Genomic DNA, 19,176 nt, shown 5'->3' on the forward strand with positions numbered 1-19,176 from the left:
GGGGTGGGCCGGGGCGCGGGGCGGCAGGGCGTGCCCAGGAGACGAGCGGGTGCCGGGCCGCGGGGGCCTGGGGTGACGGTGGGGCTCAGACGGCGAGTGGTCTTGCCGTCAGGCCGAAGGAGCGTCCGGTGTCGTGTCGGTCCACAAGTTCGGTGAGGAGCGCGTCCTCGGCCTGGGCGGGCAGCGGACCGGGCCGGTGTGCCCCTCGGGGCGAGCGGTGCAGGGCGGCGCGCAGCCAGGCGGGGTCGGCGAGGAAGGTCCCCGGCTCGGAGTGCCGCCAGACCTGGACACAGGCGGTGCGGGACAGCAGGCGGACGTAGCGGGTGACGAGGTCGTAGTGCTCGGGGCGGGCGTCGACCCCGAGCTCCACCGGTGACAACCGGCCGCACACACCTGCCAGTTCGGCCAGCTCCGTGCGATCGGCGGCGCCGGCGTCCCGCAGGTCGGCGTGGTCCGCTGCCCAGGGCGCGTCGACCAGCGCGTGCAGGGAACCGGCGATCGGGTCGCGGCCCGCGGCGTGCAGGGCCAGCCGGTCGTACGGCAGCGGCGGCAGCGGCTGCCCGAGGGCGTACAGGCCGCCGGGGGCCTCCGCGCCGGACCCCGCCCAGGTGCGTCGGGCCAGCAAGGGGAGCTGCGGGAGCAGGCTCATCTGGCAGGCGGCCCGCGCGATGTGCCCGAAGCCGACGGGGGCGAGGTCGCGCAGCAGCTTCTGGAACAGCGCGGTCGGGCCCTCGCGCAGATAGAAGTGGGCGCCGAGGAGTTCGGCGAGCCGGTCCATGGCCTCCAGCAGCAGTCGGGACACCTCGAACTTGACGGCCGAGGCGTACACGCTCGCCGCCCCGGGCACCAGGTGCAGCGCGCGGGCACCGACCGCGCCGTGCGCCTCGGCCCGCAGCAGGTCGGCGAAGACGCCGGCCAGCACCGAGCGGACGTGGGGGAGGGCGGTGGCGGGGGCTCCGTAGAGCCGGCGCCGGGAGAGGTGGTCGACGGTGAGGCGCAGTCCGGTGTCGAGGATGCCGGTGGCCATGGCGGGCAGGACGGTGCGGGTGATCTGGAGGGCCTTCAGCGCGGTCTCCAGACCGGAGCCGACCGGCCCGAGGACGGCGGAGGCGGGCACCCGCAGGTCGTCGAAGCGCAGGCCGCCGAGTTGGACCCCGCGCATGCCCACGGTGGAGAAGCGCGGCAGATCGGTCAGACGGGCGGGGTCGGCGCCCGCGCGGTCGACGAGGACCAGGGAGTGGCTGCGCGGACCGGACCTGGGGTCGGTGCGGGCGAGGACGACCATGGCATCTGCGCGCGCGATGTTGGTGACGACCTCCTTACGGCCGCTCAGGCGCAGGCCCTTCGGTGCGGCGGTCGCCTCGAACTCCGTGCCGGCCATGTCGTTGCCGTGCGCGAGCTCGTGGAACGCGATGGCGATACGGCGGCCGTCGAGGAGGAGACGGGCGGCGTGCTCCTTCTGGGGTGCGGCGCCCGCGGTCCACAGGGTGACGGCGGCGATGAGCGAGCTGGCGCCGTAGCCGAGGCCGAGCGCGGGGTCGCGGCGGTAGAGGGTGCGCATCACCTCGGTGACGTGGTCGGCCCGTTCGAGACGTCCGCCGAGCTCGGGCGGGACGAACTCGGCGTTGAGTCCGTAGGAGTGCAGCCGGGCCTCTCCGGCGGCGAGCATCTCCGTGCGTTCGTCGGCGGCGAGGATCGCGGCTGCGCCGGTGGGGTTGGCCGGGTCGGACAGGCTGCCGAGGAGGTGGTCGAGTTCGTCGGCGCGCTTGGGGGTGAGGCCGGTCGTGGCGGTGGTCATGCGGCGCCTCCCCAGAGGGTGAACTCCGTGACGGGGGTGGTGAGGACGACGTCGGCCAGGGCGTCGAAGACAGCGGTGGCGTTGCCGCCTTCTGCGCCGAGCAGCACCGTCAGACAGGCCCGTAGCCACAGCCCGTCCGTGCCGAGCCGGCCTGTGCGCAGGGGCGGGTTCTCCAGCCACAGCAGGAGACAGGCGGCAGCGGCATAGGCGCGCTCATAGGCCTCGGCAAGGCCGAACGCCGAACTGGGCAGTCCGCCCGCGACCGGGACGAATTCGGCCGACTCCCCTTCCAGAAGGGCGATCTGGGTGAGTACTTGGTCGATGAGGCGGCCGGCCTGCGGTGGCCCTTGGTCGCGCAGGCGCGCCGCCAGCTCGGGCAGGGCCTGCACCGCGCTGCATCCCGTGACCGACAGCATCGTCAGACGGCTGGGGTCGAAGGGCGGCAGCGGGGTGGTGACGTCGGCGGCTGCTCGCAGGCCGGCGAGGTCCGTGCGGCGGCGGCTCAACTGGCGTGCCAGGCGTGGCATCTGGTGCAGGAGGGTGGTGCGGTTGACGACCGTGCTGCCGTCGAAGATCGCGCAGATGCGGTGGTCGCGCTCCAGCTTGGCGAAGCCGCCGCCGGGCGGTGAGGTGAGGAAGCCGCGTACGCCGAGGAGTTCACCGAGGGAGGCGAGGGCCTGCTGGGTGAGCGTCGGGACGTAGGCCTTGGTGAGGGCCGAGAGCACGCTCAGTTCACCGGGCAGGGTGTGCACCGAGCGGGCGGAGAGCAGGCTCACGGCCTCGACGGTCAGCCCGGCGGCGGCCGCCCGGCCGAGGACGCGCCGTACGTGCGGGACGTCGGCGAGGCGGCGGCCGTACAGCTCGCGTCCCGTCGCGAAGTCGCGGGCCAGCCGCAGGGCGTGGTCGGCGGCGCCGAGGGAGAGCGCGGTGCAGGCGATACGGGTGAGCTGGAGCGTTTTGAGGACCACGGCGATCCCGTCGCCCCGTTCACCGACGAGGGCGTCGGCGGGCACCGGGGCGTCGGCGAGGGCGAACCCACTGATGTCGGCGCCGCGGATGCCGTGCGTGCGGACCTTCGGCAGGGTGCGCCAACTGCCCTGCGGTAACTGGTTCTTGTCCACGAGGAAGAGGCTGAAGCCGCGTCCGCCACCCGCGGGGTCGGTGCGGGCGAGGACACAGGCGAGCGTGGAACGGGTGGCGTTGTTGATGAGCCACTTCTCGCCGGTGAGCCGCCAGCCGACACCGACACCGCTGGCGCTGCTGCTGCCGCTGTTGCCGGTGTCGTTGCCGTTGCCGTTGCTACGACGGTCCGTGTCGCCGGCGCCGTCGGCGCCCGTGTCGGCCATGGCCACGGCCGTGAACTCGCTCGCGAGCAGGTCGGCCCCGTGGTCGCGCTCGGTCAGCCCCCAGCAGACCGCCTCACCGGCGCGTACGCGCTCGGCGAGCCGCGCGGCCTGGTCCGGGGTGCCGGCCACCCACACCGGGGCGGCCCCGAGGAACGTCTTGCCGTGGGCGATGGCCACGGTCAGATCGCGGCGGGCGACGGTGCGCAGCAGCCGTACCGTGCGGCTGAAGTCGCCGTCCGGGGTGAGGACGTAGTGGGCGGGCAGCCCGGCGTCGTCGAGGAGGCGGACGGCGCGGTCGGGGAACTCCTCACGCTCGTCGAGGGCGGCGAGCGTGTCGGGGGAGAGGACGTCGTCCTCGTGGCCGGCGAGCAGGGATTCCAGGTCCGCCGTGGTGGTCATCGCGCGCTCCTCCGCCGGCCGTCGGTGAGGGCGGCGCTGAGCAGCGGGTCCTCGGCGAGGTGCAGGGTGTCCAGTTCACCGTCGAGGTAGAGGGCGCGCATCGCGGAGCGCTGCACCTTGCCGCTGGTGGTGCGGCGGACACCGGCGGGCCTGACGAGGGCGACCGCGGCGACCGGTACGCCGAACTCGCGGGCGACGGTCTGCTTCATGGCGACGGCGATCTCGCCGAGCCGTTCGGCGCCCCAGTGGGCGCGGATCTCGTGCACGGCGACGATGGCGGGGGTGGTGTCCACGCCGTCGTCGTGCCCGACCATGAAGACGGCCCCGTGCAGGCCTTCCAACTCCTCGTGCTGGGAGCGCAGTTCGTACTCGATGTCCGCGGGGTGCAGGTTGCGTCCGTGCACGACGAGGACGTCCTTGCACCGGCCGGTGATGTACAGGTCGCCGTCGAGCAGGGCGCCGAGGTCGCCGGTGCGCAAGAACGGGCCGCGTCCGTCGCTCGTGCGGGCGTGGAACGTGGCGTCGGTGGCGGCGTCGTTCTCCCAGTAACCGGCGGTGACGCAGGGGCCGTCGAGCCAGATCTCACCGATGCGGCCGTCGGGGAGGGCGTCGCCGGTGTCGGGGTCGACGATCAGGGCGTCGGATCCGCACGGCGTGCCGCATCCGACGAGGACGCGGGACGGCTGCGTGCCGGTGGCGGGCCTCAGCCGCCGGTTCTCCAGCGCGGCGGCGTCGACCGCGGTGCGCAGGGGCGGCCGACCGGAGGTGCCGGAGGCCATGAGCGTCGCCTCCGCCAGGCCGTACACCGGGATGAACGCCTCGGGACGCAGTCCCGCCGGGGCGAACCGCTCGGTGAAGGCGGTGACCACGTCGGCGCGGACGGGCTCCGAGCCGTTGGCCGCCTTGAGCCGGGACAGGTCGAGCGTGGCGAGCTGCTCGTCGGTGACCCGGCGTACGCACATCTCGTATCCGAAGTCGGGTGCGGCGGTGAAGTCGACGTCGCAGGCGTCCAGCATGCGCAGCCAGTGGTAGGGGCGGCGCAGGAAGGACATGGGGTCCATCTGGACGTACCCGTTTCCGCACAGGAGGCCGGGCAGCATCAGGCCGATCAGTCCCATGTCGTGGTACAGGGGTATCCAGCCGCCGTAGGTCGTGCCGCTGTCGTTGCCGAACATGCGGACCATGCGGTCGACGTTGGCGACCAGGTTGCCGTGGGTGACCATGACGCCTTTGGGGTCGCCGGTCGAACCCGAGGTGTACTGGAGCAGGGCCAGGGTGTCGGGCGAGACGTCGGGCGGGGTCCAGGCGGCCGGGTCTCCGTCCCCGTCGTCGGTCGGGTGGCAGACCGCGTCGACGACGCCTTCCTCGGCGATCCACTTCTCGACGTCCTGGAGGTCGCCGCGCTGGGTCAGGACGGCGCGCACACCGGCGTCGTGGGCGATGGCGGCGAGCCTGCGGCGCTCGTGCCGGTAGCGGCCCGGCAGCGGGGCGGGGACGGCGATGACGCCGGCGTGGACACAGGCGGAGAAAGCGGTGGTGAACTCGATCCCGGGGGAGTAGAGGAGCAGTGCCCGGTCTCCTGGCGAAAGCCGCTCCTGGAGCCAGGAGGCGATGCGCCGGGAATGCAGATCGAGTTCCGCACGGTTGCGCACTGTCTGTCTGATGTGGCTGAAGTCCGAAACGAAGGTCACGGCCGGCTGCTGCGGATTACGCGCTGCCCGTTCCCGGAGCGTCGTGAGTAATTCTGGCACGACAGGAACCGTACGGAATCTCGATCCTCGAAGCAGTCGTGAAACATTCAAGCAACAGCCAAGAAACCCCATGGAACAGGCAAGAAGCCTTGAACGTTCCGTGATCGACTTCGATCTTCAGTGGCCGTAGAACGGATTCGTGCATAACCCAACCGCGTCAGTCGTCGCCGTACAGGGACTACAGAAGAAATTCAAGGAGCGTCATGCCTTACGTGGCGTTGATCTGGAGTTGAATCCAGGTGAATTGCACGGGCTGCTGGGGCCGAACGGAGCGGGAAAGACCACGCTGGTAAGGATTCTTACCACCCTCCTTCAGTCGGATTCCGGCCACGCTTTCGTGAATGGCTGGAATGTGGCGACCGAACCGGAGAAAGTACGCTCCACTATCGGACTGGCTGGCCAGTATTCGACGGTCGACGGCCTGCTGACCGGGTTCGAGAACCTCTATCTCATCGCGAAACTGCGCGGCGTGGGCCGCCGTACGGCCCGCCGCCTGGCGGCTGACCTGCTGTCCCGGTTCCGGCTCGACGAGGTGGCGGGGCGTACGGCCGGGACCTACTCGGGCGGGATGCGTCGGCGGCTGGATCTGGCCGCCGCCCTCGTCGGTTCTCCGCCACTGGTCGTCCTGGACGAGCCGACGACCGGGCTCGACCCCGAGAGCCGCCTCGACACCTGGGAGGCGGTCGGGGAACTGGTCGACGGCGGCACCACCATTCTGCTGACCACCCAGTACCTGGAGGAGGCGGACCGCCTCGCCGACCGGATCACCGTGATCGACCGGGGGCAGGTCGTGGCGCAGGGCACCAGCGACGAGTTGAAGGCGGCCGCGGGCAACCGGCTCGTCGTGTGTGTCGCCGAGGAGCACCAGCTCGACGCGGCGGCACGGGCCGTACGGGAGGCCACCGGTGCCACCCCGACGGTGGACCGTCGTGCCCGGCGTGTGGAGGCGGCCGCCGCCGACGGTCGGGCCGCACTGAGCCGTGCCCTGACCACACTTGAGGGCGAGCGGGCCGAGGTGCTGGAGATCGGGCTCAGCCGCTGCACCCTCGACGACGTGTTCCTCGGCCTGACCGGCCGCCCCCGGCGGGAGACGGCGCAATGACGGCGTCCACCCAGGTGCGCGCCGCCCATGGCCCGCGTCGGCGGGCACCGGCGACCGGCCCCGCCCTCACCCGCGCCCGGCGCGATCCCGTCCTGCGGGTGTTCGCCGAGAGCGCCGACCTCGCCCTGCGTAATCTGCTGCATCTACGACGCACGCCGGCGCTGCTGATCACCTCCCTGGTGGAGCCGGTCGTGTACGCCGCGCTCATCGGGTACGTCTTCGGCGACAGTCTGGGCGGCCCGGCCTACCGCTCGTACCTGGTGGGCGGGCTGCTCGCCCAGACGGTGGCCTTCACCACCACGTACACCACGGTCGGGCTCGCCAGGGACCTGGAACAGGGCATGGTCGACCGCTTCCGCGCGCTGCCGATCTCCCGCGTGTCCCTGCTGTTCGGCCGCACCACGTCCGACCTGGCCACGTGTGCGGCGAGCGTGGCCGTCACCACCACCTGCGGGCTGCTGATGGGCTGGCGTGCCCACACCGGCCCGTTCGAGGTGGCCGCCGGGTTCCTGCTGGCGCTGCTGTTCTCGTTCGCGATGTCCTGGATCGGCGTGTTCGTCGCCCTCATCGCGCCCAACACCCAGGTGGCGGGCAGCCTCGGACTGATCTGGCTCTTCCCGGCGACCTTCGTGTCCTCCGCGTTCGTCTCCGGTTCCTCCCTGCCGGGCCCCCTTTCCACCCTGGCCGCCTGGAACCCGATCACCTCGCTCGCGGGCGCCCTGCGCCACTTCTTCGGCAACCCGCCCCCACCGGGCTTCCAGGTCCCGCACGACTGGCCCGCCCGGCACCCCGCGCTGTACACGGCGGCCTGCTCGGCGCTGCTGATCGCGGTCTTCGTCACGCTGTCGACCTGGCGCCACCGCACCCGTACGAGCCACTGACCCCACCGCACCGCACCCGATCGACGGGTGTCCCCACCGCCCCCGCGGAGACCTGGACGACTCCGCGCCTGCGGAAGACCCGGACGACCCGGAAGACCGCGCGCTCGTGGAAGACCCGGACCACCCCCCGACCGCACAGGCCGACACCCGCACAAGCCGCTACCCGCACCCGCGAAGGACGCGCACGACCCCGCGAGTCGCCGACCCGACCCGCACCCGCGAAAAGCCCCCGCGAAAAACCCCCGCGCCCGCCCCGCACAGGAGCCCCCATGACCGTCCCCACCCTGCGCCTCGGCCTCAACCTCGGCTACTGGGTCGGCGGCAACGACGCCTCCAACCTCCCGCTGGCCTCCCTCGCCGAGGACCTCGGCTACTCGGCGGTGTGGGTCTCGGAGGCCTACGGATCCGACGCCGTCACCCTGCTGTCCTGGATCGCCGCCCGCACCACCCGTATCGACGTCGGCAGCGCCGTCCTCCAGATCCCGGCCCGTTCGCCCGCCATGACGGCGATGACCGCCGCGACCCTCGACACCCTGTCCGGCGGACGGTTCAGGCTCGGCCTCGGCGTGTCCGGCCCCCAGGTCTCCGAGGGCTGGCACGGCGTCAGATTCGGCTCCCCGCTGGGCCGTACCCGGGAGTACGTGGACCTCGTGCGTCGCGCACTGCGCCGCGAGCCCCTGGAGTACACGGGCCGGCACTTCACGCTGCCGCTGCCGGACGGCCCCGGAAAGGCACTCGCGCTGACCATCCGGCCGCAGCGCGAGCGGATCCCCGTCTACCTCGCCGCCCTCGGCCCGAAGAACCTTGAGCTGGCCGGGGAGATCGCCGACGGCTGGCTTCCGGTGTTCTTCTCACCCGCCCACGCGGACCGGCAGCTGGCACCGCTCCGGGCCGGCCTCGCGAAGGCGGGGCGCACCCTCGACGGGTTCGACATCGCCCCCGGAGTACCCCTGGTCACCGGCCCCGACTGGCGGGCCTGCGCACGCCGGGTGCGGGGATACGCCGCGCTGTACCTGGGCGGCATGGGCGGGCGGGAGGACAACCACTACACCCGGCTGGCCGAGCGCATGGGGTTCGGCGCCGAGGCCCGTGCCGTCCAGGAGCGGTTCCTGGCCGGTGACTATCCCGGCGCCATGGCCGCCGTACCGCTCGCATTCCTCGACGCCACCTCGCTGCTCGGGCCGCGGGACCGGATCGCCGAGCGGATGACGGCGTTCGCCGAAGCCGGAGCCACCACGCTCAACGTCATGCCGGTCGGCCCCGGCCTGCCCGGCCCGGACCGTGCCGCCGCGGCACTGCGCATCGCCGTCGAGGCCGCGGAACTCGCCGGTCTCCTCGCATCCGACCCGCACCCCGGAACGCCTCGCCCCCAACGCCCGCACCAAGCACCCCACTCACAAGGAGAGACCCCCGCCCATGACCGCGTATGACACGACCAAACTGATCTGCCTGCCCTACGCCGGAGCGGGTGCCTCCATCTACCGGCCCTGGACGGCCCTTGCCGGGGACGCGATGGAGATCGTCGCCCTGCAACTGCCGGGCCGCGAACGGCTGATCGACCAGGAGCCGCACCGGGACGCGCACCAGGCCGTCGACGGACTCCTGGCCCAGCTGCGGGAGAAGCTCGCCGACAACGGGGGAAGGGTGGCCCTGTTCGGGCACAGCCTCGGCGCGGTGCTCGCCTACGAACTCGCCCACCGACTGGCCGCCGAGCCCGGCCTCGAACTGGTCCACCTGTTCGTGAGCGGATCACCGGAGCCGGCCCAGGGGCGCGAGCGGCGCGCCACCGGTCTGTCCGACGAGGAGTTCCTCGCCCAGGTCGGCGAGTTCGCCGGCTACCACCATCCCGCGCTGGACGACCCGGAGATGCGCGAGATGATCCTGCCCGCCCTGCGCGCGGACGTCGAGATGCACGAGAACTACACGCCCTCCACCGTCCTCCCGCTGGACGCCCCGCTCACGGTCGTCCGCGGCGAGGACGACGACCTCGTCACCTACGACGACGCCGAGTCCTGGAGCAAGGTCGCCGGCCGGGACTTCGAGCACGTCGAGGTCCCCGGCGGACACATGTACCTCACCGACACCGCGCCCGCGCTGGTCCGACTCATCGTCTCGACAGTCCTGTAGCCCACCCGAACCTGGAGGAGTACCCGATGCGACTGGACGGCAAGTCGGTCCTCATCACCGGCGCCGCCCGCGGACTCGGCCGCGCCACCGCGCTCGCCTGTGCCGCCGAAGGCGCCGATCTCACCCTGCTGGACATCTGCGCCGACCTGCCCGGCGTGCCCTACCCGCTGGGCACCCCGGGCCAGTTGGCGCACACGGCCGCGCTGTGCCGGGAGGCGGGCGCGGCCGTCCTCACCGCCGAGACCGACATCCGCGACCTGAGGGCCGTACGGGAGGCGGTGACCCGGGCCGAGGACCGGTTCGGCCGGATCGACGTCGCCGTCAACAACGCGGGCATCGCCGCGCCCTCGGGCAGGCCGGTGCACGAGATCGACGAGGAGGAGTGGTCCCTGATGATCGACGTGGACCTCTCCGGCGCCTGGCGGGTGATCCGCGAGGTCGGCAAGGCGATGAGCGCCCGGCGCGCCGGCAGCATCGTCAACGTCGCCTCCACCGCGGGCCTCGTCGGCTATCGGCACTTCGCCGGGTACGTCGCCGCCAAGCACGCCGTCGTCGGACTGACCAAGGCGGCGGCGCTCGACTACGCGCCGACGAAGGTGCGCGTGAACGCGGTGTGCCCGGGATCGGTGCGCGACGACGCGCGGGCCGAGGGCCGGATGCTCGCCGAGATCGCCAGGGCGCTCGACGTACCGGTGCACGAACACGAGAAGACCTTCGTCGAGGCGCAGCCGATGAACGCGCTCATCGAGCCCGAGGACGTCGCCGCCGCGGTGGTCTTCCTCGCCTCGGACGAGTCCCGGCAGATCACCGGATCGGTCCTGACCGTGGACGGCGGGTTCAGCATCCGCTGAGCCCACGCCCCGCGCCCGCCCTACCCGTACGGCCCTCCGGTACCGGTACCCCGGACCAACTCCCCGCGCCCACTAAGGAGTACGACCGTGTCAGGCCCCCACCACCCCGCGGCCCGCTGCCACGCGGTCCGCATCCGCTTGGACCGCTCGCCGTATCCGACGCCCCCTGCGGGGCTGTGGATCGAGGACGTGCCCGTGCCGGCGACAGACCGCCTCGCCGAGCGCCGCCGCGCCCATGAACTCGCCCGCCCGACCGAGGGGTTGCGCCGGGTCCTGCTGCGCTACGCCGACGGGACCTGCGATCTGGTCCTGGTGGCCGCGCGGGAGCGGTGGGACCGCGCGGCGCTCGGACGGCTGGCGGTCAGTGTCAATGAGCCCGCGGAGCGGGCGGCAGGTGAGTCCGCCGCTCAGGAAGCCGCTGAGTGCGCCTCTCCGATCGAGGGCCGCCGAGCCACCTCGGCACTCGCGCCCACGGCCGCCGCACCCGTACCCGCCTGGGGCTTGGCCGACGAAGGTCCCGCCCGCCCCCACCTCTTCGCCCTCGACGGCGGAGGCGACGAGGCGAGCTGGCTCGCCGCCCTCGCCGTGACCCTGCGCCGGCACGACCCCGAGACCACCCCGGTCATCGGCACCGACCACGGCACCTTCACCGTGCCGGAGGCCGCCACGCTCGGTGAGCTCAAACCCCGCTCCGCGGACGGCCCCGCCCTCGCCGGCCTCCTCTTCGACGAGGCCGAACTCCCCGGCGCGTATGTGCCCTGCCTCGCACCGCCGTTCCCGCTCACCCTGTCGGTCTTCAAGGACGCTGACGGCTGGCGGCTGCGCTGCGACCACGTCAGCGGCCATGTATCCACCGAGATCGCCGCGCAGTTCGCCCGGTACCTGGTGCGCGTGCACCGGATGATCCTCACCGAGCCCGGGACCGCGGTCGACGACGTCGACCTGCTCGACGAAGCCGAACACGACCGCGTAGCGGCACTCGGCCGCCCGTCCCGCCCCCTGGTCACCGCGCCGGTGACCCTACCCGCGGCGTTCGCGCGGATCGCGGAGGCGACACCCGAGCGCATCGCCGTGACCGAAGGCGCGGCCGGTCTGACGTACGGCGAGATGGACGAGCGAGCGACCCGGCTGGCCCACGGCCTGCGCGAGCGCGGAGTCACGGCCGGCGACCGCGTGGGCGTCTGCCTGGAACGCACCGCCGAACTCGTCGTCACCCTGCTCGCCGTACTGAAGGCCGGCGCGACCTATGTTCCCGTCGACCCGGCCTACCCGGCCGACCGCATCGCCCACACGGCACAGGACGCGGGACTGCGGGTGGTGGTCACCCGGCTACCGCAGTTCCCGCACGTGACGGGCTGCGTGCCCGCCACGCCGGACGAACTCCTGGAGGCCGCCCCGCAGTTCGCCGACACCCCGCTCCCGTCGGCACCCACCGCCCCCGACGCCGCCGCCTACGTCATCTACACGTCCGGCTCCACCGGCCGCCCCAAGGGTGTCGAGGTGCCGCACCGCAACGTGATCGCCCTGATCGACGCGACCCATGAGGAGTACGGCTTCGGCGCCGACGACGTGTGGACCTGGTTCCACTCCAGCGCCTTCGACTTCTCGGTGTGGGAGATCTGGGGCTGTCTGCTGACCGGCGGGCGGCTGGTCGTGGTGCCGTACTTCGTCTCCCGCGAACCCGACCGCTTCCGCGATCTGCTCGTGACCGAGAAAGCGACCGTGCTCAGCCAGACCCCGTCGGCCTTCGCCCAGTTGCTGGACGTCGACCACACCGAGGTCCCGGTCCGCATGGTCGTCTTCGGCGGCGAGCCGCTGGACGCGCGCATGCTGCTGCCCTGGTTCGACCGGCACCCCGAGTCGGAGTGCCGGATGGTGAACATGTTCGGCATCACCGAGACGACGGTCCACGTCACCGAGCAGACCCTCACCCGGCGACTGTCCCTCGCCGCCACCCGCTCCGTGGGACGGGCACTGCCCGGCTGGCACCTGTACGTGACCGACCCGGCCGGACGCCTTCAGCCACCCGGCGTGGCGGGCGAGATCTGCGTCGGCGGCGCCGGCGTCGCGCTCGGCTACCTCGGTCAGGAGGAGCTGACCGCCCGGCGCTTCGTCCCGGACCCGTACACCGGCGGCACCATGTACCGCAGCGGCGACCTGGGACGCCTGCGCCCGGACGGCCGCCTCGAACACCTCGGCCGCATCGACAGCCAGGTCAAGATCCGCGGCTTCCGGATCGAGCTGGACGAGATCCGCTCGGTGCTGCTGGAGGACCCGGATGTCCGTACGGCGGCCGTGACGGTGCGGCGCGACGATCCGGACGACGCCGCCACCGCCAGGATCGACGCCTACGTGGTCCTCTCGGGCGGCGATCCGGCGACCGTTCGCAAGCGGGCCGCGGGCATCCTCCCCGACTACATGCTCCCCACCACGGTGACCGCCCTGGACACGCTGCCGCTGACCGCCAACGGCAAACTCGACACCGCCCGGCTCCCCGCACCCGCGACACCCGCCGCAGCGACCCGGGCCGCCGAACCCGGCACGGCAGCGGACGAACTCACCGAGCGCCTGCGGCAGATCTGGAGCGAGGTCCTCGGCGCGCCGGTCGGCCTGGACGACGACTTCTTCGAACTGGGCGGTAACTCCCTGTTCGCCGTCCGCATCGGGGCCGTCATGCGCGAACGGGGTCTGCCGTCGCTACGGCTGCGGGATCTGTACCGCCATCCGACCATCCGCGGCACGCTCAGGAGCCTCGCCGCCTCGGCCGGCTGAGGCCAGGGAGGTACGCGCCTGGTCGATCTGTGAAGACTCCGCGACTCCGCGTGCGCCCCGGGGCAGTCGTCAAAATACTTCGGAGACGGAGGAGGCGCCGCATCGGTCGGGACCTGCCCCTGCGAGGCCGTTCACTGCGCGGGTGGGGATGAGTTCTGGCTCCGCTCACGGTGTGGCGGCAGTCGGCGCGGCCTCCCACACGAAGCCGTCCAAGTCGGTGAAGCCGTCGGTGGCGCCGCCGAGGACGACGCGATGCGAGCCGGAGCCGTCGGCCGCGACACCGAGGTCCTTGGCCAGAGCTGTGCGCTTGTACAGCGCCAGCTTCACGAGGCCGTGCCGACCGGGGGCGAACTCGACGTACTTGCCGCCGAAGCTCTTGGCCACGGTCAGGCCTTGCCCGACGTAGCACTGCTTGGTGGCCTTCACGTCCTCGACGCCGAGGAGGAGGACCACCTCGTCGACCGTGCGGGTCGCGGGGCCGGTGTCCTTCTTCGCCGAGGTCGCGATCTTCCAGATCGTGCCGTCCGGCGCCTGGACGACGCCGGCATAGCCCCAGAACGACTTGGAGGGGGACTTCAGCACGGTGGCGCCGGCGCCCACGGCGGCGTCGAAGAACGCGTCGACGGTGCCCGGTTGGGCGACCGTGAGCGCGACCGTGAAGCCGCGGAACCCGGTGGAAGGCGCCTCGGACGCCTGGAGGCGTACGTAAGCGTCCACGCCGAACGCGCGGTAGAACGTGTCGGCGGTGGCGAGGTCGGTCACCTCCAGGGTGACGGACGTGAGGGAGATACCGGCTGCGGTGGGAGTCTTGGTTGCCATGACCATCACGCTAGGACAGGCGCGGACTCCAAGGCTTCTCCGATCCTGACCGGTCCTGACCGGCGCCGTGCACGCGGGTGGCCAGGCATCTCGGCGATGGCCGCTCGTTCACCGACTCCCGTCGCCTGTCCGCCGGTTCTCCAGTCGTCGCGGATCGCCTACGATCTTGAGACCACGAGCAGCCCATGGCAGGCTCATGCCGCATGATCGATGACTTCGCGAAAGACAACCTGCACAACAGACTGCGGCGGGACCGCGAGGCGCTCCTCTGGAAACTCGACGGTCTGTCCGAATACGACGCCCGCCGGCCTTTGACGGTGACCGGGACCAACCTCCTCGGCCTGGTCAAACACGTGGCCACCGTCGAGGCCAGGTACTTCGGCGAGGTCTTCGACCGCCCCTCGCCGGAACCGCTGCCCCGGTGGCAGGACTACGACGGGGACGATCTGTGGGCGGCCGAGGATGAGACGCGCGATCAGATCATCGGGTTCTACCGGCGCACCTGGGAACACTCGGACGCGACGATCAAGGAGCTTCCCCTCGACGCCCCCGGCCACGTGCCGTGGTGGTCGGATCCCTACCCCAACACGAACCTGTTCGCCATCATGGTCCATGTCCTCGGCGAGTCCAACCGGCATGCCGGGCACGCCGACATCCTGCGCGAGAGCCTCGACGGCCGCACCGGGGTGCGCCCCGAGTACGAGCAGCAGATCGACGAGGAAGCCCGTGCGTCCTACCGCGCGAAAATCGAGCAGGCCGCCGGGTCGGCCGCACCGATCAGGATTTAGCGCCGGCCTGCCAGTTCTCCTTCTGTCGCGGCCACCCACCGCCCGCAACGGATCTCACCGGACCCGGCGGTGCCGCCGGGTCCGGGCAAGGGATCTGAACCGATACGGGAATCAGACGGCGACGAGTTCCTGCTCGCGTTCCGGCGTTTCGACCTTGGGCGTCTTGACCGGCTTGGGCGTCTTGTTCGGCAGCGAGAGCCGGAAGACCTTGCGCCACGCGGAGAACACCTGCTGGGGCAGCGGGCCGCTGACGTACTCCAGCTCGTACTTCTCGAACAGCGCGCGCACCTTCACCGCGACCTCGGCGTACCGGTTGCTCGGCAGGTCCGGGAAGAGGTGGTGCTCGATCTGGTGGGAGAGGTTGCCGGTCATGAAGTGCATGGCCTTGCTGCCGCTGATGTTGGCCGAGCCCATCATCTGGCGCAGGTACCACTGGCCGCGCGTCTCGCCCTTGATGGAACGGCGCTCGAAGACCTGTACGCCCTCGGGGAAGTGCCCGCACATGATCACCGAGTGGGACCAGAGATTGCGGACCAGGTTCGCGGTGAACGTGGCGCCGAGCGTGGGGAGGAACGACGGACCCGACAGCAGCGGGTGGATCACGTAGTCCTTGAGCACCTGCTTGCGGATCTTGCGGCCCACGGCCTTGGCCCGCGCGCGGAACTCCGGGTTCTTGCGGCGGCGCTTGTTGAGGTTCTTGCCGAGTTCCAGGTCGTACGCCGCGATGCCGTACTCGAAGAAGCAGGCGTTGAGGAAGTTCCACAGCGGCTGGCCGAGGTGGAAGGGGTGCCACTTCTGGTCCTCGTCGACGCGCATGATGCCGTAGCCGAGGTCGTTGTCCTTGCCGATCACGTTGGTGTACGTGTGGTGCAGCTCGTTGTGGGAGTGCTTCCACTGGTCGGCCGGCGAGACGTGGTCCCACTCCCAGGTGGTGGAGTGGATCTTCGGGTCCCGCATCCAGTCCCACTGGCCGTGCAGGATGTTGTGGCCGATCTCCATGTTGTCCATGATCTTCGCCACGGAGAGACCGGCGGTGCCGATCAGCCACGCGGGCGGGAAGATCGAGAACAGCAGCACACCCCTGCTGACCAGCTCGAGTGTGCGCTGCGCCGAGATGACCTTACGGATGTAGGCGGCGTCTTTCTCGCCGCGGCCGGCGATCACCTCGTCGCGGATCGCGTCCAGCTCGCGGCCCAGCTCCTCGATCTGCTCCGAGGTGAGGTGGGCGGTGGGGTCGATAGCGGTCACGGTGTTCCTACCGTTCGATGTCGCAGGGGCCCGCCGCGGCGGACACGCAGGTCTGGATGAGGACGCCCGGCTCGGCCTCGGTGATCTCGCCGGTGCGCAGGTCGCGGACGGCGCCCGCCTTGAGCGGCGTGATGCAGCCGAAGCAGATGCCCATACGGCACCCGGAGGGCATGAGCACGCCGGCCTCTTCGCCGACGTCCAGCAACGGCGTGGCGCCGTCCGCGTCGACACTCTTGCCGGTGGCGCTGAACGTGACCTCGCCGCCGTCGCCGGCGACGACGATGCTGGGGCGGAAGCGTTCGGTGTGCAGGCGCTCCGGTACGCCGTGCTCGCTCCAGTGCTTCTCGGCGGCGTCGAGCAGGCCCGCGGGCCCGCACGCCCAGGTCTCGCGCTCGGCCCAGTCGGGTACGAGTTCGTCGAGCCGGGCGATGTCGAGCATGCCGTCGGTGTCGGTGTGCACCTCGGTGAGCCGCAGCTTCTTCTCCGCGACCAGGTCGTGCAGTTCGCTGCGGAAGATCACGTCGTGCGGCTGGGGCGCGCTGTGGACCATGACGACGTCGTCGAACGCGGTGTCGCGCAGCATGCCCATCACCGGCGTGATGCCGCTGCCGGCCGTCAGGTAGAGCACCTTGGAGGGCTTGGCCTGCGGCAGCACGAAGTCACCGGTCGGCTGGTCGAGCTGGATCAGCGTGCCCGGTTTCGCCCTGCGGACCAGGTGACTGCTGACCTTGCCGTCCGGGATCGCCTTCACGGTGATCGTGACGCGGCCGTCCTGGCGGTGTGTCGGCGAGGTGAGGGAGTAGGCGCGCCACAGGCGCACCCCGTCGACGTCGACCCCGATCCGCACGTACTGACCGGCTGTGTGGCCGCGCCAGCCGCGTCCCGGTCTGATCACGATGGTCGCGGCGTCGTCTGTCTCGGGGTGTACGGCCTCGATGCGCCCCCGCAGGTCCGCGCCGGCTCGCAGCGGGCTGACCAGGTCGAGGTAGTCCGACGGCAGCAGCGGCGTCGTGACCATCTCCAGCAGTTTCCACGCCCTGCTGCGGAGGGCTGTACTCGTCATGGCTCCAGCTTGCTGCGTCTCAGGGCGTAAAGTCCTGACCGAAGGACGTGAATCTGGTCGGTGGAATTGTTCGCAGGGAATAGATACGTGAGCCATGTAACCCGGAGGGCCAGTGAGCTGGCCCTGGATGAGACGACGGTCACCGTACTTCGGGCCGCGCTGAAGACCACCGCCGACGAGGTCGTGCAGGCGATCATCGACGAGGTCCCTTCCTACGCCAATGCCCTCTCGGGCCACATGGGCGCCACCATCCGCCGGGCCGTCCGCACCGCCCTGGGCCACTACCTGGACCTCGCCAGCGGGAACGCCACGGCCGGCGACGGCGGTGACGCGGCCTACGAGCTGGGCCGTGGCGAGGTCCGCGACGGCCGTTCGATGGACGCCCTGCTCAGCGCCTACCGCGTCGGTGCCCGCGTGGCCTGGCGATGCCTCGCTGCGGGTGCCGTACCCGCGGGTCTGCCCGCCGCCGAGGTCGCCAAGTTCGCCGAGCTGACCTTCGCCTACATCGACGAGCTCTCCGCCGCGAGCGCCGCGGGCCACGCCGACGAACTGGCCGCCCGGGGCAGGGACCACGAGCGCCACCTGGAGCACCTGGCCCGCGACCTCCTGGCCGGCGCGAGCCCGGACGTGCTGCTCGTCTCCGCCCAGCGGGCCGGATGGCAGCCTCCCCTGTCGCTGACCGCGGTCCTGCTGCCCGCCGGCCAGGCCCGGCCCGCCTACCGCACGCTCGACCCGAGCACCCTCGTCCTCGACGATCTGCCGGACGCCACCGGTGTGCTGCTCGTCCCCGATGCCGACCGGTCACACCTTCTGCGCCAGCTGACCGACCGCACCGCCGTGGTCGGCCCGCCCCGGCCATGGACCCGCGCCTCCGCCTCGTACGCACGAGCCGCCCGCGCACGCTCCCTCTCCTCCGAGATCCGCGACACCGAGGACCATCTGCCCGAGCTGGTGCTGAGCGCCGACATGGACGCGCACGCGGACCTGCGCGCCCGAGCCCTCGCCCCGTTGCGGACCTTGCCTGCCGCGACCGCACGGCGGCTGGAGGAGACGCTGCGGGAGTGGCTGCTGCACCAGGGCAGGCGGGACGAGGTGGCGGCGGCGTTGTTCGTCCACCCCCAGACCGTCCGTTACCGGATGTCGCAGCTGCGGGAACTGTTCCCGGATCTCGCCTCGCCCCGGCGGGTCCTTGAACTGACGCTGGCGGTCGGTCTTCGGGGCGACTCAAGCTGACCCGCAGCCGGACGATCGACCGGTCCGGCCCGGCACACCGGGCGAGGGATGATGGGCATCGAACGACGGAACGCGAGACCAGGGGCTTGCATGACGAAGCGGGTTCACCGACCCCGTGAGGACGCGGAGTTCGACTTCATCCTCAGGATGAGCGGAGCTCCGGTCCTCGCGTACTTCATCGGGACATGGCCCAAGGCAATCGAGCCCTGCCAGGCGATGGACCTCGTCGTGGGTGCCGTCGCCGACGAGTGCACCGGCCGCCTGACCGTCGTCCGCACCGACATCTCGCGTTGTCCGGCCACGACCGAGCGATACGGGATCACCGGGGCGCCGTCCTGCGTCCTGCTGAAGGAGGGCGAGGCGGTGGCGCACGGCACCGGGCCCATGACCATCGCCGAGCTACGGAATCTCCTGGACAGCCACCTCTGAGCGACCCCGGCAGCACCTGGCCGCGACGTGGCGCCTCGTAGGGGATGCCCCGCCCGCGATCTCGTGGACGGGGCGTCCCACCCGGAAGACGCCGACGCCATGCGGCTCGGTCATTCGCCCGCTCTTTCCGTGCGGGCATGCAGCAACAGGCGGGCGTCCGCGGGGTGTAATCCGGTCCTGCCCAGGGTCTGGCGCAGCGTCGTCCTCGCGGCGGTGTAGCAAGTGGGCCAGCGGCGGGCGGTGGCCGTGCCCGTGGTCCACAGGCGGTCGCCGGCCGGGGTGAGGCGGGCCGAGGTGAGCGACTCGTCCTGGACGTCGAGCCGGTAGCGGACGTGTGGAACCCGGGCGGTGGTGTCCCACAAGACGGCGGAGCCGTCCGTGGAGGAGCGGGCCGCGCGGGTGCCGTCACCGGTGGCCGTGAGCGCGGTGACCGCGCCGGTGTGCACGGCAGTCGCGTTGCCCGCCGGGGACAGGGCAGGGTCGCGGAGTCAACACTCGACAGCTCAACGGCGGCTGGGCCCCCGCACGCAAGGGCCGAGCGGTGGAAGCTGCGATCGGAGCGCCCAGGC

Annotated in this window: 16 protein-coding genes; 9 read left to right on the forward strand and 7 right to left on the reverse strand. The window is 71.7% G+C overall.

Going from position 1 to position 19,176, the window contains the following annotated elements; translation table 11 throughout:
- Positions 1-85 precede the first annotated feature (85 nt).
- The 3 genes from OG866_RS42690 to OG866_RS42700 are packed head-to-tail and all read right to left on the reverse strand — an operon-like array spanning position 86 to position 5,294.
- Positions 86-1,798: an acyl-CoA dehydrogenase gene (locus OG866_RS42690; RefSeq protein WP_329343244.1), complete on the reverse strand. Its 1,713-nt coding sequence runs from the start codon at positions 1,796-1,798 to the stop codon at positions 86-88.
- A complete protein-coding gene (locus tag OG866_RS42695) occupies positions 1,795-3,543 on the reverse strand; it encodes an acyl-CoA dehydrogenase family protein (RefSeq protein ID WP_329343246.1) in 1,749 nt (582 codons plus the stop codon). The genes OG866_RS42690 and OG866_RS42695 overlap by 4 nt, the downstream gene beginning before the upstream one ends.
- On the reverse strand, positions 3,540-5,294 hold the full coding sequence (locus OG866_RS42700; protein WP_329343247.1) for a fatty acyl-AMP ligase: 1,755 nt from the start codon (positions 5,292-5,294) through the stop codon (positions 3,540-3,542). Before OG866_RS42700 ends, OG866_RS42695 begins: the two co-directional genes overlap by 4 nt.
- A 139-nt stretch (positions 5,295-5,433) precedes the next feature.
- Here OG866_RS42700 and OG866_RS42705 point away from each other — a divergent pair, with 139 nt between their 5' ends.
- The 6 genes from OG866_RS42705 to OG866_RS42730 all read left to right on the forward strand — a co-directional run bounded on the left by OG866_RS42705 (position 5,434) and on the right by OG866_RS42730 (position 13,027).
- Entirely contained in the window at positions 5,434-6,396 is a 963-nt protein-coding gene (locus OG866_RS42705; protein WP_329343249.1) for an ABC transporter ATP-binding protein, read from the forward strand.
- The gene (locus OG866_RS42710) at positions 6,393-7,277 is read left to right on the forward strand and encodes an ABC transporter permease (RefSeq protein WP_329343251.1); all 885 of its coding nucleotides are present in this window, start codon (positions 6,393-6,395) and stop codon (positions 7,275-7,277) included. Before OG866_RS42705 ends, OG866_RS42710 begins: the two co-directional genes overlap by 4 nt.
- 269 nt (positions 7,278-7,546) lie before the next feature.
- The gene (locus OG866_RS42715; RefSeq protein ID WP_329343253.1) at positions 7,547-8,707 is read left to right on the forward strand and encodes an LLM class F420-dependent oxidoreductase; all 1,161 of its coding nucleotides are present in this window, start codon (positions 7,547-7,549) and stop codon (positions 8,705-8,707) included.
- On the forward strand, positions 8,694-9,404 hold the full coding sequence (locus OG866_RS42720) for a thioesterase II family protein (RefSeq protein ID WP_329343254.1): 711 nt from the start codon (positions 8,694-8,696) through the stop codon (positions 9,402-9,404). Before OG866_RS42715 ends, OG866_RS42720 begins: the two co-directional genes overlap by 14 nt.
- Before the next feature lie 26 nt (positions 9,405-9,430).
- Positions 9,431-10,255: an SDR family oxidoreductase gene (locus OG866_RS42725; protein WP_329343256.1), complete on the forward strand. Its 825-nt coding sequence runs from the start codon at positions 9,431-9,433 to the stop codon at positions 10,253-10,255.
- A gap of 87 nt (positions 10,256-10,342) precedes the next feature.
- Complete coding sequence (locus OG866_RS42730) at positions 10,343-13,027, forward strand: non-ribosomal peptide synthetase (RefSeq protein ID WP_329343258.1); 2,685 nt, start codon at positions 10,343-10,345, stop codon at positions 13,025-13,027.
- Between the two features lie 165 nt (positions 13,028-13,192).
- Here OG866_RS42730 and OG866_RS42735 read toward each other — a convergent pair whose 3' ends face one another.
- Entirely contained in the window at positions 13,193-13,852 is a 660-nt protein-coding gene (locus tag OG866_RS42735) for a glyoxalase (RefSeq protein ID WP_329343260.1), read from the reverse strand.
- A gap of 197 nt (positions 13,853-14,049) precedes the next feature.
- Between OG866_RS42735 and OG866_RS42740 the strand changes: the two genes are divergently transcribed.
- The gene (locus OG866_RS42740) at positions 14,050-14,634 is read left to right on the forward strand and encodes a DinB family protein (protein WP_329343262.1); all 585 of its coding nucleotides are present in this window, start codon (positions 14,050-14,052) and stop codon (positions 14,632-14,634) included.
- Between the two features lie 111 nt (positions 14,635-14,745).
- Here OG866_RS42740 and OG866_RS42745 read toward each other — a convergent pair whose 3' ends face one another.
- Both OG866_RS42745 and OG866_RS42750 read right to left on the reverse strand, forming a co-directional pair.
- Positions 14,746-15,882: a fatty acid desaturase family protein gene (locus tag OG866_RS42745; protein WP_329343264.1), complete on the reverse strand. Its 1,137-nt coding sequence runs from the start codon at positions 15,880-15,882 to the stop codon at positions 14,746-14,748.
- A gap of 7 nt (positions 15,883-15,889) precedes the next feature.
- Complete coding sequence (locus OG866_RS42750; RefSeq protein WP_329343265.1) at positions 15,890-16,945, reverse strand: ferredoxin reductase; 1,056 nt, start codon at positions 16,943-16,945, stop codon at positions 15,890-15,892.
- An 87-nt stretch (positions 16,946-17,032) separates the two neighbouring features.
- On the opposite strand from OG866_RS42750, the gene OG866_RS42755 reads away from it, so the two are divergent.
- Together OG866_RS42755 and OG866_RS42760 are read left to right on the forward strand one after the other, a co-directional pair.
- Complete coding sequence (locus OG866_RS42755; RefSeq protein WP_329343267.1) at positions 17,033-18,178, forward strand: helix-turn-helix domain-containing protein; 1,146 nt, start codon at positions 17,033-17,035, stop codon at positions 18,176-18,178.
- 90 nt (positions 18,179-18,268) lie between these two features.
- A complete protein-coding gene (locus OG866_RS42760) occupies positions 18,269-18,607 on the forward strand; it encodes a thioredoxin family protein (RefSeq protein WP_329343269.1) in 339 nt (112 codons plus the stop codon).
- Between the two features lie 110 nt (positions 18,608-18,717).
- On the opposite strand, the gene OG866_RS42765 is transcribed toward OG866_RS42760, so the two are convergent.
- Complete coding sequence (locus OG866_RS42765; RefSeq protein WP_329343271.1) at positions 18,718-19,053, reverse strand: hypothetical protein; 336 nt, start codon at positions 19,051-19,053, stop codon at positions 18,718-18,720.
- Positions 19,054-19,176: the final 123 nt, after the last annotated feature.

Source organism: Streptomyces sp. NBC_00663, from assembly GCF_036226885.1.
Lineage (GTDB): Bacteria > Actinomycetota > Actinomycetes > Streptomycetales > Streptomycetaceae > Streptomyces.